Raw genomic sequence first — 14,819 nt, 5'->3', positions numbered from 1 at the left:
TATAGAAGAGAATTATAGAAGAGATTGGCCTGCACGGACGCAGACTCGTCCATTGCAATTGGTAATGAAATCAATTTGAAGGCTTCAGCTCACAAACACGAGCCGCACAATATTTTAAGAAGCGCTTTCTAGTTCAAGCCTAATGCATGCTTCCGCCTGAGCTCTTTTTCAGAATATCAGTCAGCACATGAGACGGTACAGGCAGCATGACTTGACCGAGGGATTTGAGGGTCTCGGCGAAGTTCGCAGCGGCCTGTTCTACTTCTTCGCATCTTTGCGGACAGGTAATGTGCTGCAGGCAAAGCTCAACGGTGTCGACATCATGTTGCAAGCCCGCAATCAGGCCCATGGTCAGGCATTCTTCGACACAAAGATGCTGAGAATCATAAGGGTAGGAGCGGAGCGGGCAGGCTGCACAGCGCTTGAGTGTACGCACGTATTGAGACAGACTGGCGAGCGCTACTCCTGCATTTTGATGACCGAGAACTTCGCTATAAAGGTCCCATGCCATTTCCCAGGGCGTGATGGAACCTGTCTCGAAACCGGATGACCAGCGGCGATACCCTTCCAGAACCAGTCGTTCCGGTTGGCGTTCCAGGTAAACATCATTTGCCCCAACATCCATGGCCAGCGCCTCTTTCGTGCATCTGGCGATTGCATCACATCGCCAGTAATTTAAACATGAGTATCGCAGTATAGTTTAATTAAGCATGGATGTTCAAGCAACAGTTTCACCTCACCAAGCATTTTGCGGTTGAGATCGCATTGATGCACAGGGTGGTTGTGTCCACTTGGAAACCGGGAGGCGTCACGTCTCCCGGTTCTTTTGTGAGGTAAGATCAGAGCCCTGTTAGAACCATGTGCGGTTCGCCATCAGAGGTCTTTTCACTCGTCATGCCATCCGCATTTACCGTGCAGGTCACTCGTTGCCGATAAGCGGAAAAGCTTTTGAAACTCACCACATCAACCGGCTCATCAAAGTGCAATGTCAGCCGCACCCGGTGGGCCGCGACGGAGCTTTGAACACCAAGAACCTCGGCAGCAAACCGTCGTCCAAGATACTTGCCGGCAACCCTGTCACCGGGCCGCAGAAACGACACAGGTGGACGGTTGCCAACGGCAGCATAAAGGGTGTTCCAGTCCTTATAGCCTTGTTGGCGAGCAATAAGCTCCAGTGTCTGGGAGTGCGAAATTGCTTCGCCGCGTTTTTCCAGCGCAGCACGCAATTGCTTCGCTTGCGTTTTTAACGCGGAAAGGGAAGGAAGAGATCCGTTCATTTCATAGCCTCAAACTATGCGGGATCAACTTGATGGAGCTCGCATTGCCACCAACCCGCTTGTCTGGGCTGAAGTCGCATCTTTTGTTTCAGGCTTCACCATGAGCATAGCTCTGCGAGCGGCAGGGGCCTGATCCCTCGCCGCGCAACCTACAGAGGATGGGTGTTGCTGTCAAACCAAGGTTCTGTACGCCTAGTAAAACTTACCACGGGCTGTCACCTGCCAAAGCGTTTCCACGACACCGTCACGTACACCCACATACCAGTCATGCAGGTTACAGGTCGGGTCGCAATGCCCAGGAACGAGCTTGATCTTATCGTTGATCTTCAACGAGTTTTGCGGATCCTTCAGGACGCCATGCTCATCTGAATAATCAAGACTTTGCAGGTCAGGTCTCTCAAACACAGTCGGCAGCCCGGAATCGATGCTGTGTGCCTTCAGCCCTGCATCGCAAACGGCTTGCCCATCGATGTCAGTGGACATGATCGAAGCCAGCAGGAACAGGGCATGCTCAAAAGCAGGTAAGTGCTTGCCATCTTTGTCTTTCACTTTGCGGTAGTCCGCATCCATGAAGAGATAGGACCCGCATTGCAACTCGTTGAACACACCGGAGGCTGCTTCAAACGGGTATGAGCCAGTCCCTGCGCCGCCAACGATATCACAGTGGATCTCTTTGCTTTCCAGCAGGTCTACAGCATCCTTGGTGATCGTGATTGCCGTATCCAGCAGCGCTTTTCGATCAGCGTAATCAAAGGCATGTTGCGCAGCGCCCTGATAAGACTGAATGCCCGCAAACCGTAAGTTGGAGGCTGCAATGATTGCAGTTGCCAGCTCCAACACAGCAGCACTATCTGCCACGCCGCACCGGGCACCTCCGCAATCCAGTTCCACCAGAACTTCCAGCTGTGTTGCGTGTTTGACTGCAGCTTGTGAAAGATATTCAATATTTGCCAGATTGTCGGTGCAGACTAGGATACGTGCACCAAGCTTGGGAAGCTGTGCCAAACGATCAATCTTGTAAGGATCGCACACTTCGTTGGACACCATAATGTCTGTGAGACCCGCTTTCGCCAGAGCCTCTGCTTCGCTCACCTTTTGGCAGCACACGCCGCAAGCATTGCCTCGCTCTATCTGTAGTTTTGCAACTTCAGCAGACTTATGCATTTTGCAGTGCGCCCGATGGCGAACACCATACTTGGCAATCTCATCACGCATTTTCAGCAGGTTATGATCAAAAGCATCAAGATCAACAATCAAAGCAGGCGTTTGCACGTCGTCCAGCTTCATTCCCGGTAGGGCAGGGATGTCATAGCCAAGCGTGTACTGGGAAAGATCAGAGGTCACAGCGAAGTCCTTGCAGCAGGCATGAGTTCAGTAAGAACGAAACTGAACAGTTAGAACGGCAGAAGCAATGCACCACACACCGCTTCCGCCTGCAAGTCTAGCTCGCCTTGATGTAGCGAATCTTGCCACCTGTCGAAATCGTTTCAGCCGCCCGCAATATGGATTGGGTGTCGATGCCGTAATGAGCATAAAGATCGGCAATGGTGCCAGTCTGACCAAAGTGCTCTACGCCAAGAGTGCGGATTGTGTTGCCTTTCACCGCACCAAGCCATGCAAGGGTAGCAGGGTGCCCATCCAGCACTGTAATGAGCGAGCAATTGTTCGGCACATCATCAAACAAGCGCTCAATGTGGCTGCGTGCATGCATTGCCCCACGGTCCCGAGCGCGCTGCGCAGCTGTCCAACCAGCATTGAGGCGGTCGGCAGACGTGATTGCCAGCAGACCAACATCACGGCGGTCTTCCGCCATCATCCCAACAGCGTTGATTGCCTCCGGTGCGACGGCACCCGTGTAAGCGATCACAACTTCCGCATTCGGTCCCGGCTTGCGCAGCCAATAGGCTCCATCGACAATGTCCTGTTCGTCTTCAGGTGAGATCGTCCGTTGGGGCTGCTCCAGCGGGCGGGTGGACAGGCGCAGGTAGATGGAACCTCCTGTCTGATCCCGCAACCATGTGCGCTCATCAGGATCGCCTTCACCATCGCGCTGCATGTAATCAAATCCAAAGCGCATGATGGTTGCCAGCTCATCGACGAAGGCAGGTTCAAACGCGGCAAGCCCGTCCTGAGCCATGCCAATCAACGGCGTGCTGATGGACTGGTGTGCCCCACCTTCCGGTGCCAACGTCACACCGGATGGTGTTGCCACCAACATGAAGCGGGCATCCTGATAACAAGCATAGTTAAGCTGGTCAGCCGCACGAAGTATGAACGGATCATAAACTGTGCCAATGGGCAGCAAGCGCTGACCGTTGATGCTGTGAGACAACCCAAGTGCTGAAAGGAGGAGGAACAGGTTGGATTCTGCAATACCCAGCTCGATATGCTGGCCTTGCGGAGAAAATGCCCATTTGAAAGTGGAGGGGATCCGTTCAGCCTTAAACGTATCCGCCAGTTCTTCCTTGGCAAACAACCCCCGTTGGTTGACCCATGGGCCAAGATTGGTGGAGACCGTCACGTCTGGCGCGGTCGTTACAATATGCTTGGCAAGCTCTTCATCCTGCTTGGAAATTTCATGCAGAATCTGACCGAACCCCATCTGCGTGGAAAGCATCTTCTCTGCTGCATTGGGTGCCGGCAATTTTGCCGGTACAGTCACCGTTTTCGCAGAATAGCGACGGCTGCCTTTTGAGAAGAAGGGAGCTTCAGTCACGAAAGTCTGAAGGTTGTGCGGGTCAGATGTGCTTTCCCACTTGTCCCACTCATGCCCTTCGCGAATGCCTTCCAGCTTGCGGTATTCTTCCATCTGCCTGGAGGTCATCAGGCCTGCATGATTATCTTTGTGCCCTGCCAGCGGCAAGCCAAAGCCTTTCACGGTGTAGCACAGGAACAAGACAGGGCGATCATGGGTCTTGGCACTCTCAAACGCCTCAATCAGAGACGGCAAATCATGACCTCCCAGATTGCACATGAGCTTGGACAGCTCAGCATCACTGCGCCGATTGATCAGCTCGTTGACCTCGCCCTGATCTCCCAAATCATCCAGCAGTCGCTTACGCCATGCTGCCCCGCCTTGATAGGCCAGGGCGCAGTAAAGCTGATTGGGGCACAGATCGATCCAATCGCGCAGTTTGCTGCCACCTGGTTCTTTGAAGGCTTCTTCCTGTAGGCTCCCGTATTTGAGCGTAACGACTTCCCAGCCGAAATTGCGGAAGATGCTCTCAAACTTCTCCCAAAGGCCTTCGCGGATCACTGCATCCAATGACTGACGGTTATAATCCACGATCCACCAGCAATTGCGCAGGCCATGTTTCCAGCCTTCTAGCAGTGCCTCGTAGATGTTGCCTTCATCCATTTCCGCATCGCCAACCAGCGAGATCATACGACCTTCCGGCGCTTTGTTAAGCCCGCCATGCGCCTTCACATAGTCTTGCACCAGTGATGAAAACAGCGTCTGCGCGACCCCAAGGCCAACAGAGCCAGTTGAAAAATCAACGTCATCAATATCCTTGGTGCGAGAGGGGTAAGATTGAGCGCCATGAAACCCACGAAAATTCTGCAGTTTCTCTAGAGTCTGGTTCCCGGCCAGATACTGAATGGCATGGAAGATTGGCCCGGCATGCGGCTTCACCGCCACCCGGTCTTGTGGGCTCAAACTATGGAAATAGAGCGCAGTCATGATGGTGCTGATAGATGCACAAGACGCCTGATGGCCGCCAACTTTCACATCACCAACGTCAGAACCGCGGAGATGGTTGGCATTGTGAATGGTCCAGGAGGCAAGCCATCGCACTCGGCTTTCCAGCGTACCCAAAGTATCCAGTGAAGCTGCGCTCATTAAACTCCCCGTCGGTTTCATTGGAATATTTTTATTCCGCGAGGCTATCAGATTGCCTTGAGAATTAATCTCTTGAGCCAACTGATATACCTTCATGAATAAGGGAAATTTTTGAGCTTTGATCGAATTTAAGGAAAATACTTCCACCTAACCTATTCGTAATGCACTTTTCAGCTCATATGCTACGTAGATTCACGGCTGACCTTTTGCGGGGAGTGCGGTCTTTGAGCGCCTCAACAACAAAGGCACAACGAAGGTCAGCAGCAGCAGGCGGAAGACGTGGTGGGCGGCGACGAAGGTGGGGTCGAGACCGCTTTGCACAGCGATGGCAGCCATAGCTTCAACACCGCCGGGAGCGAACGCGACGAACAACAGGCTTGGGTCCAGTCCAACCAGTGGCATCACCAGCACAACCCCAAGGATTGCCATACCAACTGTGATGAGCGTAACCACAACGCCCGCGCCAATGGCTTTGGCGAAAAGATCAAGACTGACACCTTTGAAGCGGGTTCCAATCAAAGCTCCCATCACCAGAAATGAGCTGAGCGTTGCCCAATCCGGTATCTTGCCGGGTGTGAGTGCGCTTACGTGCCCTAAAGACGACACCAGCATTCCGCCGAGTAGATAGGCGGCGGGGAGTTTCATCTTTAAGAAGATGGTTCCAACGACAGCCGCCCCGATCAACAGATAGACAGCTGAGAGCAGGCTGATGTTTTGTGCGGGCAGGAAGGAAGCGCCTGTTTCCCCAAAAAACAGCGAGACAAAGAGCGGAACACAGATGGTGAGGAACAAGACCCGCGTACTTTGTGCAAGCCCGATGCGGGTGACGTCCGCCTTGCTATCTGCTGCCATACTGAGGATGTAGCTCAAGTGCCCCGGTGAAGATGCAAGTGAGGCGTTATAGGCATCAAACCCGAAAAACCGTACCAGGATCGCACGGCTAATCAGCATACTGAGAATAAGACTGATCCCCAGTGCCAAGAAGCTCGCAGGCCATGTAATCGCGGCATCGATAACGGCAGGCGTCACACCAGAGCCAATGCTCGTACCCAGCACAACAAAGCAGAGCGTGCGCAACCAGAGTGGAACGATGACGGGAGCGCCCAGCAAGCCACCGAGCGAGACGGCAAGAGCTGAGCCAGTGAGGGGTGCTGCCGGGAACCCGAGGAGGGAAAAAAGACCAGCCCCCGCGCCTGCAATGGCAAGCGTAATGGACAGATTGGACCAGTCTTTCTTCTCAAGTGCCAAAACTCAGTTTCCCAGCTGCGGTTTGATCAGTCGCTTTCAGCGGCTTCCAATTCCTGCTTGCGCACACGACGGGCACGGATGGTTGGCAAAACGACCAGAATAACAGCCAGAGCCAGCAGGCCCATGGTCATCGGGCGTTCCATGATAAAGCTAATCCCATCATATAGCTGCATAGACCGGGAGAAATTATCTTCCAGCATGCTGCCCAGAATGAAGCCAATCAGTAGTGGCGCGAGCGGATAGTTGGCAAAGCGCAGGAGCGTTGCACATACCCCAAAGCCCACAAGCATCAGCAGTTCCGTTGCATTGTTCTGTCCAATATAGGCACCCATGAGGGTGAAGAACAAAATGAACGGAATGAGATAGTTGCGCGGTACAGCCAACACCTTGGCGATGTATGGGATGAGCGGCAGGTTCAGGATCAACAGGATCACATTGCCCACATACATGGAGATGATCACAGACCAGAAAATCTCTGGCTGATCGATCATCAGGCGTGGCCCCGGTGAAACGTTCAAAGCGATCAGGGCACCGAGCAGGATCGCCGTTGTCCCGGAGCCCGGAATGCCAAGGGTCAACAGAGGAACGAAGGAACCAGTACATGCTGCATTATTCGCAGACTCTGGTGCTGCGAGGCCTTTGACAGAGCCCTTGCCGAACTCAGCCTGTTCTTCTTTCGGCGCGATGTTGCGTTCTACCGCGTAGCCGAGGAAGGAGGCGATTGTTGCGCCAGCTCCCGGAAGAACCCCAATCAGGAAGCCTTGAATAGACTGGCGACCAATCACTGGTGCAATCTTCTTGGCCTCTGCTTTTGTGATGCGCAGATCCTTGATGTCTCCACTACTTCCACCAGAATTAGAGCGGGATGGATCCAACACAAGGAACAAAGCTTCGGGCAAAGCAAACATGGCCATAGCAAGCGTGATGAACCCGAAGCCGGATTGCAGATCCAGAATACCCATGGTGAAGCGTGGTTGGTTGAACAATGCCCCTTCACCAACGGTTGCCATCATCAGGCCTACCAGCGTCATGAGCAGGGCTTTGCCCACCTGTCCGCTGCCGGCGAAAGCAGCGATTGCGGAAAGGCCGACCACCATCAATGCGAAGTATTCAGCTGAGTGGAAGAGCAGCGCGACGGATGCGAGCGCAGGTGCAAAAATCATCAGCAGGATTGCGCCGATGCTGCCACCTGCGAAAGAAGCAATCGCCGCAACTGTCAGCGCTTTGCCTGCCTTGCCCTGGCGAGCCAAAGGGTATCCATCGAAGCTTGTTGCAACAGTGGATGCCACACCCGGTGCATTGATGAGGATGGAGGACGTGGAGCCACCAAAAATCGCGCCATAATAAACACCTGCAAGCAGGATCAAGGCCGCGGAAGGATCACCGATGGAGATCGCAACAGGGATCATGATGGCAATGATGGACATAGGCCCAAGCCCCGGCAACATGCCGATAAACGTGCCAATCAGGCAGCCGCCGATTACCATCAAAAGATTAGAAAACGAGAAGGCCGTCGAGAGGCCAACCCAAATACCGTCTAACATCGTGGCCTCCTAGTTGAAAAATGTTGGAAGAGGGCTGAGGTAAATGCCCAGTGTTTGCTGAACCAGATACCAGACACCGCCAGCAGCAATGGCTGCAACAGGCACAAGGATCATAAAACGCCGCTCTCCAAGCAGAGCAGCCGAGATCACCAGAAAGAGCAGTGTGGAGAGCAGGAAGCCAGCAGGACGAAGCAACAGAGCGTAGCCCGCCATCAGAACCAGCAGGAACACGGCCTGACCAATGTTGTAGTCCCATAATCTGCTGAAATCGATCTCGTCTGCATCTGAATCTGCAGTCTTTTTCTCAAACCCGAGCAAAATGGCGAGACTTGTGATTGCAGCCAGCACCGCAATGACTTTTGGAAACGTGCTCGGCCAGATTGGGTTAAACCGCATAAACGGTGGCAAACCAGCGTCCATCAGAAAAAACGCGGTGTATCCGTAGCTTAAACTCACTGCCAGAATGACAAGTGCAATCCATCGGTCCAGTGCCATCATCCCCTCCCGTTGGCGTGACAAGTGGATGCGCTGCCAAGAGCGCATCCATTTATTCTTATTGATTTAGAGGAAGCCCAGCTTCTTCATGAGATCACCGATGGTCTTTTCCTGACCTTCAAGGAACGCGTGGAAGTCTTCACCAGAGTTATGGATGTTGACCCAGCCATTGCGTGCCCGCACTTCTTCCCACTCAGGGGTGTCGTACATCTTCGCAAGAGCCTCCTGATAGGCAGACACCTGTGCCTCTGGCAGGCCCGGTGCGCCGAAGAAACCACGCCAGTTGACGAACGTGGTGTCGATGCCCTGTTCCTTCATGGTTGGCGCATCTTTGTAGGCTGCAACGCGCTCATCAGCAGTGACGCCAATGATTTTCACTTCACCCGCATTTGCAAGATCAATCGCCTCGGAGAAGCCGGTAGAAAGTGCAGAGATTTCGCCGGAAAGCAGCGCCGCCATGGCCTTACCACCCGCATCATACGGAATGTACTTCACCATGGTCGCATCTTCGCCAGCTGCTTCCATCACCATGGCCGCAACAAGATGGTCCATGCCGCCTGGGACAGAACCGCCGCCAATTGCAGTGCCGCGCTTGTCAGCTTTGTAGGCTGCCAGCAGATCACTCATGGAGTTGATTGGGCTGTCCTTGCCCACCACGATGGCTGCATAATCGCCAATGGTGCCTGCAACCAGCGTCAGATCACGGAAGTTGTGCGGGAATACGCCAGTCAGCGAGCGGATCACGATTGGCGTGGAGTTTACCATCAACGTGCCGTGCTGGCTTGCTGCGTTCTCGATGAGATACCCAATGGCCTTACCGCCGCCGCCACCGGACATATTTTCAAAAGAGGCCGTGCCAGCAAGGCCGGACTTGGTTAGTGCTTCGCCTGTGCCGCGTGCAGTGCCGTCCCAGCCTCCACCAGCACCACCTGGAATGAGGAAGTGAATGCTATCAACCACTGGCTCTGCAAAGGAAGCCGTTGGCATGGAAAATGTCATCGCAGCCAAAGCCGCTGCCGCAACCACGCGGCGCGCCCGAATAAAACTCATTGTGTCCTCCCATTTGACAAGGGCAGCATTTGTCACCCATGACTTACGTGAAAACACGGAAACCTGACACAAACCTGTCACCTCCTTGATTTTTTGGGGAAGCAAAAGATGAGATTTCTTCTCGTTGAAGATAACGCCAAGCTGGCGACATCCATTGTCGAAAGATTGACACTGGATGGTCATGTTGTTGATCACGCTGCTGAAATTTCTACTGCCGAGGACTACATCTCGACAGCAGATTACGACATGATTTTGCTCGACATCATGCTTCCAGATGGTGATGGGCGAGATTTTCTAAATGAACATCGAGGCCGTCAGGATGACACTCCGGTGATCGTTTTGACAGCACGTTCAGAGGTCTCAGACAGAGTAGGGGTGCTCGATCTCGGGGCTGATGATTACATCACAAAACCCTTTGATTTCTCGGAGTTAGAGGCAAGATGCCGTGCTGTCATAAGGCGGAGATCCGGCGGCGTGACAAATGCGAAGCGATTCGGCGATCTGGTGTTTGATACACTGGCTGGCACACTCAAAATTGGCAGCAAAACAGTGAGCCTGCGTAACAAAGAGCTACGCCTTTTGGAGATATTTTTCGGCGCTCCAGACGTTATTTTCTCAAAAACAAAGCTTGTAGACAGATTATTTTCTTATGACGAAGACGTCTCAGAAAATGCCATCGAGGTATATGTTGCCCGTTTGCGCAGGCATATTTCATCTTCCTCGGTCCAGATCATCACCGTGCGTGGACTAGGGTATCGGTTAAGCTTGACATGAACTCTGGTGCCAACATATCCGGTTCAATCCGCCGCCGCCTGACCCTACAGCTCCTCGGCATCGCCGCCGTGCTTGCAGCCCTGCTGTTTGTGATGGTGATGACCTATGCCAAGCAAGTCGCAGAAGAGTCTCAGGATAACATCCTATCAGCCTCCGCCACGTCTATTTTGGACAGTGCAGCAATTCAGAGCGGGGAGGTGACGGTCGATATTCCTTACTCCGCACTCTCCATGCTTGGCAATGTGAGTGATGACCGCGTTTTTTACCGTGTTGTCGTCAATGGAAAGTACCTCACCGGATATGAAAGCCTGCCCATTGCCAAGGCCTCGAAAGGACAGGACAGTCACAGGTTCATCACCTCTCATTATCTGGGTGAAAGCATTCGTATGGTCTCCGCCACACGCCGCCTTTCCAACGCATCCGGCCCTGTTGAAGTCACCGTGTCTGTCGCTCAAACACTGAAGCGCCAACGAGAAACCTTGGAGCGCATCTCCGCGAATGCTGCTTATCTCGGTTTCGGGTTCTTTATTGCAGCTGCCGTGCTGGGTGTTTTGACAGCTCAATCAGCCGTGCGCCCTGTGCAGACACTGGCAAACTCTGTCTCAAAAAGAGGTCCGCAGGATCTGAGGGCAGTACAAGCTCCTGTGCCGGGTGAGATGGCACCGCTTGTGGTGGCGCTCAACCGGTTCATGGCACGGCTTAAGAAGTCACTCACACGCTCCGAAGAGTTCATCGCAGAAGCTGCTCACCGCATCCGCACGCCGCTTGCAGTGCTGCGAACGCAAGCGGAAATTGCCTTGCGCCGCGTGGAGCGACCAGAAAACAGAGCGGCTTTGAAAGAGATGATCCGGGCCATTGATGAGAGCTCACGCGCAGCAGGCCAGTTGTTGGATCACGCCATGGTTTCCTTCCGAACTGATCATCTGGAGGTCAAGGACATCAACCTGCTGGACCTGGCCGAGGAAACTCTTGAACGGCTGCGTCCACTGGCAGAAATGCAAGATAAAACCCTGAGCTCGCATGGTGAGGAACCGCCGCTGATCTCCGGAGATGCGATCCTTATCCAAAATGCGCTGAGCAACATTTTGGACAATGCGATCAAGTACGCCCCGCAAGGCGAGGACGTACAGGTTATCGTTACCTCCGAAGACAACTGGGTTGTGTTATCGGTTTATGACCAAGGCCCGGGCTTTGCTCCGGAAGACATAGACCAGTTGACGGAACGGTTCTCACGCGGCAAAAACGCTGAAGACACGGTCGGTTCCGGGCTTGGGCTTACAATCGCCGAAGAGGTGACACAAGCTCATGGCGGACACCTGAAACTTTCGAACAGAAAAAATGTCAGAGGCGCATGCGTATCCTTCTATTTCCCTCAGTCCTGATCGTGTTGCTGGCCTCATTGCTTTCCGCAGGTGCCTATGAGATTGAACAGCACAAAGTGTTTCCCGCTCCGCAAGAGGGCGCGAACCTGCGTATTATCTCCAACTCAGACATCGACATTTTCTCGCCCATGGTGGTAGCGTTTCAACGCAAATACCCGAGTGTTTCTATAGACTATACTGTTGTCAGTAGCACCGAGTTGATGACAGCCCTCTATGATGAGAAACAAGTTTTTGACGTTGCCATCTCATCTGCCATGGACCTGCAGGTGAAGTTGGCGAACGACGGATTTACCCTGCCGCACAACTCCTCAGCCGCCGGCCTGATGCCGGACTGGGCCCGCTGGCGCAATCATGTATTCGCCTTCACGCAGGAACCAGCTTCGGTGGTCTATTCCAAATCCGCCTTTGCAGGATTGGAAGTGCCAACATCACGGCAAAATCTGATTTCAACTCTGCGCAACCATCCAGAACGCTTCCTCGACAAAGTCGGCACCTATGACATCCGTCAGAGCGGCCTTGGCTTTCTGTTTGCCACGCAAGATGCCCGCACATCAGACACTTTCTGGCGTCTAAACGAGGTAATGGGCTCTCTGAACGCCCGTCTCTACTGCTGCTCCGCTGATATGATTTCTGACATCACAAAGGGCAATCTGGCAATTGCCTACAACGTGCTCGGCTCCTACGCCTCTGCACGGGCCGCCAGTGATCCTGATATCGGCATTCTCGAACTGGAAGACTTCACAACACTTATGCTGCGCTCTGCCATCATTCCAGCGGGGGCCGAACAACCCGAAATCGCGGGCGCCTTCATAGATCATCTGATCACTGCATCCTGGAGCGAGGAGGGGGCTGACTACTACCCCTATCCAAAACTCAACCGCAACGAGATTGCCCCAAACCTATCCCTACGGGCCATCCGCCTTGGACCAGGTCTGTTGGTTTATCAAGACAACCTGAAACGGCAACACTTCCTCCAGGAATGGCAAAACGCGATCATTCAGCAGTGAGATAAGCCAAATCAGAAGGTAGAGGATTTTGTCACTCAATCCTCTTTCGCCTTGTCAGAGTTTGTGGCAAGAGGCTGCCTCCAAACCCAGCTGAGTGAAAGCCACCAATGCCTGTAGAGATCCGCCCACTGAAGAATTCAGATGCCCCAGACTGCGCACGCGTGTTTTATGAGGCCGTCACGATCGGAGCAAAGGAGCATTACTCCGAGGAGCAGCTCGCCGCATGGGCTGGGCCTGCACCCGCACCAGAGCGTTGGTCTGCCAAACTCCACGATATGACTGGCTTTGTTGCTGTCAAAGATAAGTCAGTAATCGGTTTCATGACCATCGATGCAAAAGGTTATGTGGAATTCGCATTCACCAGCCCCTACCACACCCGCCAAGGTGTCGGCACCGCCATCTATGACCAGTTGCAAAACTGGGCGGAACAGCGCAACATCTCCACCCTTTCAGCAGACATTAGCGTGGCTGCAAAAGCTTTCTTCCTTCACCAAGGCTGGCAAGTTGAGCGCGAGCAAGCACCCGTTGTTCGAGGAGTAGCGCTCACAAACTTTCTCATGACAAAGACCTTGGCCGCGTAAAGCCTAACAATACCCACCAGAGTTCCTGCGATATTCACGTGGTGTCATGTCTGCAGCAGGCTCAAATCGAATAACTGACCGGCTTTGAGTTGCACTCCCAAGCACTCGCTTTTATCAGTATAAGATAAGAATGATATTTGAATTTTTTCCGATACTCATGATTGCGCGCACTCAAGCCATTGAATTTATGCTGTATTTCGCAGAGTGAGGTTGTTTTGTCTGATGTTACCTTAAAGGCTAAATGGGGACAGATCAGCCTCCTGTTTTCAGCCAACTTTTTGTCTTTATTGGGAAATGGCCTGTCTGCAATCGCAATACCGTGGTTTGTCTATGACCTGACGGGCAACGCTGTCATCACTGCAACAATCGCCATTGCCGGACAGCTTCCAAACATCGTTGTCGGTCTCTTCAGCGGGCCGTTGATCGACAAGTTCTCTGCCAGAACCACCAGTATTTTCTGCGATACAGTAAACGCCTTCGCCGTACTTTTGATACCGCTGCTATACTCCGTTGATCTGCTGGATCTTGCCCTCCTTGGATTTCTCGTCTTCCTCTCGCAGGTCATCGATGTTCCCGGACAAACCGCAAAAAACGTTATGATCCCGGCGTTGATTGATCGAGAAGGCTTGCCTCGCGAACGGGTGAACGGAATGAACTCGCTTCTTGAGACTGTGGCTGACCTTCTAACCCCATCGATGGCTGGCATCCTGATCGCCGCCTTTGGCGCGACCACAGTCCTGATCTTAGACTCACTGAGTTTCCTGATGGCGCTTATGATTGTATCCATAGGCATCAAAGCCACTCGTCAGCAAGACGCAGCTAATACAAATAAACAGCCAGTGAAAGAAGTCTGGAAATGGATACTCTCAACTCCGGGCATCTTAAAGCTCGGCCTTTATGACTTGATCATCAATACAGTGGCGGTCTCCTTGCTTTCATTGACCTTGCCAGTTCTGGCAAATTCAAATGACAAGCAAGCAGTCTGGCTTGGAATCTGGCTCACATGCTTTGCCTGCGGAACCACACTCACAACACTGGCCTACACGTTTCTGGGCCACAGAGTGTCCTCACTCAGGCTCCTGCAACTCACACCCATCGGACAAGCACTTGGCCTAGCCTTGCTGCTCTGGATGTTAAGTACGGATTGGACAAGCGGCAATGTCGAGACCGCGGCAATCGTCATTTCACTGGGAATGTTTGTGTATGGTGTGAACTTGGGCGTTGGTAGCGTCGTGGATGCGACCGTACTTCAAAAACTCGTTCCCGAGGACAAACGCGGCACAGTCTTCTCCGCCTTCTCCTCCCTACGCTACACAGGCGTCCCCCTAGGCCTCTTCCTCACCGGAATCCTCCTGGAACAAAACAACCCCACCCTCCTCTTCACCACCTTCATCGCCCTCCTAACAATAAACTCACTGCTTTGGGTAAGAGGGGCAAGTGAGATTTAAGGCGCAGAACTAAGGTTCCATAATGTCGATTCTGCGAAATTGGGTTGTCAGCGCAATGCTAAACTGTCTATCCTCTGCAAACTAAAAATGTCACAGTGCTCTTACGTTGGGTTATGCTGGGGAGCGTGGCATGGGATGGGTGGTTATGAGTGAACGGGAGTTAAATCGGGTT

Annotated in this window: 13 protein-coding genes; 5 read left to right on the top strand and 8 right to left on the bottom strand. The window is 53.1% G+C overall.

The window, feature by feature from the left end; genetic code table 11:
- Window positions 1-139: 139 nt before the first annotated feature.
- From PsAD5_RS19810 to PsAD5_RS19775, 8 genes are all read right to left on the bottom strand, one after another.
- Entirely contained in the window at window positions 140-625 is a 486-nt protein-coding gene (locus PsAD5_RS19810) for a hypothetical protein (RefSeq protein WP_063293354.1), read from the bottom strand.
- Between the two features lie 214 nt (window positions 626-839).
- On the bottom strand, window positions 840-1,277 hold the full coding sequence (locus PsAD5_RS19805) for a glyoxalase superfamily protein (protein ID WP_063293353.1): 438 nt from the start codon (window positions 1,275-1,277) through the stop codon (window positions 840-842).
- Between the two features lie 192 nt (window positions 1,278-1,469).
- On the bottom strand, window positions 1,470-2,621 hold the full coding sequence (locus PsAD5_RS19800) for a DSD1 family PLP-dependent enzyme (protein ID WP_063293352.1): 1,152 nt from the start codon (window positions 2,619-2,621) through the stop codon (window positions 1,470-1,472).
- Between the two features lie 97 nt (window positions 2,622-2,718).
- The gene (locus tag PsAD5_RS19795; protein WP_063293351.1) at window positions 2,719-5,118 is read right to left on the bottom strand and encodes a transketolase; all 2,400 of its coding nucleotides are present in this window, start codon (window positions 5,116-5,118) and stop codon (window positions 2,719-2,721) included.
- 192 nt (window positions 5,119-5,310) lie between these two features.
- Window positions 5,311-6,366: an AbrB family transcriptional regulator gene (locus tag PsAD5_RS19790; protein WP_063293350.1), complete on the bottom strand. Its 1,056-nt coding sequence runs from the start codon at window positions 6,364-6,366 to the stop codon at window positions 5,311-5,313.
- A gap of 26 nt (window positions 6,367-6,392) precedes the next feature.
- Window positions 6,393-7,910: a tripartite tricarboxylate transporter permease gene (locus PsAD5_RS19785; protein ID WP_063287503.1), complete on the bottom strand. Its 1,518-nt coding sequence runs from the start codon at window positions 7,908-7,910 to the stop codon at window positions 6,393-6,395.
- Between the two features lie 9 nt (window positions 7,911-7,919).
- Window positions 7,920-8,405: a tripartite tricarboxylate transporter TctB family protein gene (locus tag PsAD5_RS19780; protein WP_063293349.1), complete on the bottom strand. Its 486-nt coding sequence runs from the start codon at window positions 8,403-8,405 to the stop codon at window positions 7,920-7,922.
- Between the two features lie 66 nt (window positions 8,406-8,471).
- Window positions 8,472-9,455, bottom strand: coding sequence for a tripartite tricarboxylate transporter substrate binding protein (locus tag PsAD5_RS19775; RefSeq protein WP_063293348.1), 984 nt, complete (start codon window positions 9,453-9,455; stop codon window positions 8,472-8,474).
- Window positions 9,456-9,563: 108 nt separating this feature from the next.
- Between PsAD5_RS19775 and PsAD5_RS19770 the strand changes: the two genes are divergently transcribed.
- The 5 genes from PsAD5_RS19770 (at window position 9,564) to PsAD5_RS19750 (ending at window position 14,647) form a co-directional block, all read left to right on the top strand.
- Window positions 9,564-10,229 (top strand): response regulator transcription factor, encoded by a 666-nt coding sequence (locus PsAD5_RS19770; protein ID WP_063293347.1) that lies wholly within the window; start codon window positions 9,564-9,566, stop codon window positions 10,227-10,229.
- Window positions 10,226-11,611 (top strand): sensor histidine kinase, encoded by a 1,386-nt coding sequence (locus PsAD5_RS19765; protein WP_063293346.1) that lies wholly within the window; start codon window positions 10,226-10,228, stop codon window positions 11,609-11,611. The genes PsAD5_RS19770 and PsAD5_RS19765 overlap by 4 nt, the downstream gene beginning before the upstream one ends.
- Window positions 11,581-12,618, top strand: coding sequence for an ABC transporter substrate-binding protein (locus PsAD5_RS19760; RefSeq protein ID WP_063293345.1), 1,038 nt, complete (start codon window positions 11,581-11,583; stop codon window positions 12,616-12,618). Before PsAD5_RS19765 ends, PsAD5_RS19760 begins: the two co-directional genes overlap by 31 nt.
- Window positions 12,619-12,725: 107 nt before the next feature.
- Window positions 12,726-13,199, top strand: a complete 474-nt coding sequence (locus tag PsAD5_RS19755) for a GNAT family N-acetyltransferase (protein ID WP_063293344.1) — start codon at window positions 12,726-12,728, stop codon at window positions 13,197-13,199.
- Window positions 13,200-13,414: 215 nt separating this feature from the next.
- Entirely contained in the window at window positions 13,415-14,647 is a 1,233-nt protein-coding gene (locus tag PsAD5_RS19750) for an MFS transporter (RefSeq protein WP_063293343.1), read from the top strand.
- Window positions 14,648-14,819 lie beyond the last annotated feature (172 nt).

The organism is Pseudovibrio sp. Ad5 (genome assembly GCF_001623095.1).
Classification (GTDB): Bacteria; Pseudomonadota; Alphaproteobacteria; order Rhizobiales; family Stappiaceae; genus Pseudovibrio.
Note: the sequence above shows the minus strand (reverse complement) of the source record. Positions and strands in the feature narration are given on the sequence as shown.

What these genes read in the sequence shown, in the direction of transcription:
- PsAD5_RS19755 (WP_063293344.1), top strand. Translation starts at nt 12,726, where the DNA reads ATGCCTGTAGAGATCCGCCCACTGAAGAATTCAGATGCCCCAGACTGC.
- PsAD5_RS19795 (WP_063293351.1), bottom strand. Translation starts at nt 5,118, where the DNA reads ATGAGCGCAGCTTCACTGGATACTTTGGGTACGCTGGAAAGCCGAGTG.
- PsAD5_RS19775 (WP_063293348.1), bottom strand. Translation starts at nt 9,455, where the DNA reads ATGAGTTTTATTCGGGCGCGCCGCGTGGTTGCGGCAGCGGCTTTGGCT.
- PsAD5_RS19765 (WP_063293346.1), top strand. Translation starts at nt 10,226, where the DNA reads ATGAACTCTGGTGCCAACATATCCGGTTCAATCCGCCGCCGCCTGACC.
- PsAD5_RS19770 (WP_063293347.1), top strand. Translation starts at nt 9,564, where the DNA reads ATGAGATTTCTTCTCGTTGAAGATAACGCCAAGCTGGCGACATCCATT.
- PsAD5_RS19810 (WP_063293354.1), bottom strand. Translation starts at nt 625, where the DNA reads ATGGATGTTGGGGCAAATGATGTTTACCTGGAACGCCAACCGGAACGA.
- PsAD5_RS19760 (WP_063293345.1), top strand. Translation starts at nt 11,581, where the DNA reads ATGCGTATCCTTCTATTTCCCTCAGTCCTGATCGTGTTGCTGGCCTCA.
- PsAD5_RS19805 (WP_063293353.1), bottom strand. Translation starts at nt 1,277, where the DNA reads ATGAACGGATCTCTTCCTTCCCTTTCCGCGTTAAAAACGCAAGCGAAG.
- PsAD5_RS19780 (WP_063293349.1), bottom strand. Translation starts at nt 8,405, where the DNA reads ATGGCACTGGACCGATGGATTGCACTTGTCATTCTGGCAGTGAGTTTA.
- PsAD5_RS19785 (WP_063287503.1), bottom strand. Translation starts at nt 7,910, where the DNA reads ATGTTAGACGGTATTTGGGTTGGCCTCTCGACGGCCTTCTCGTTTTCT.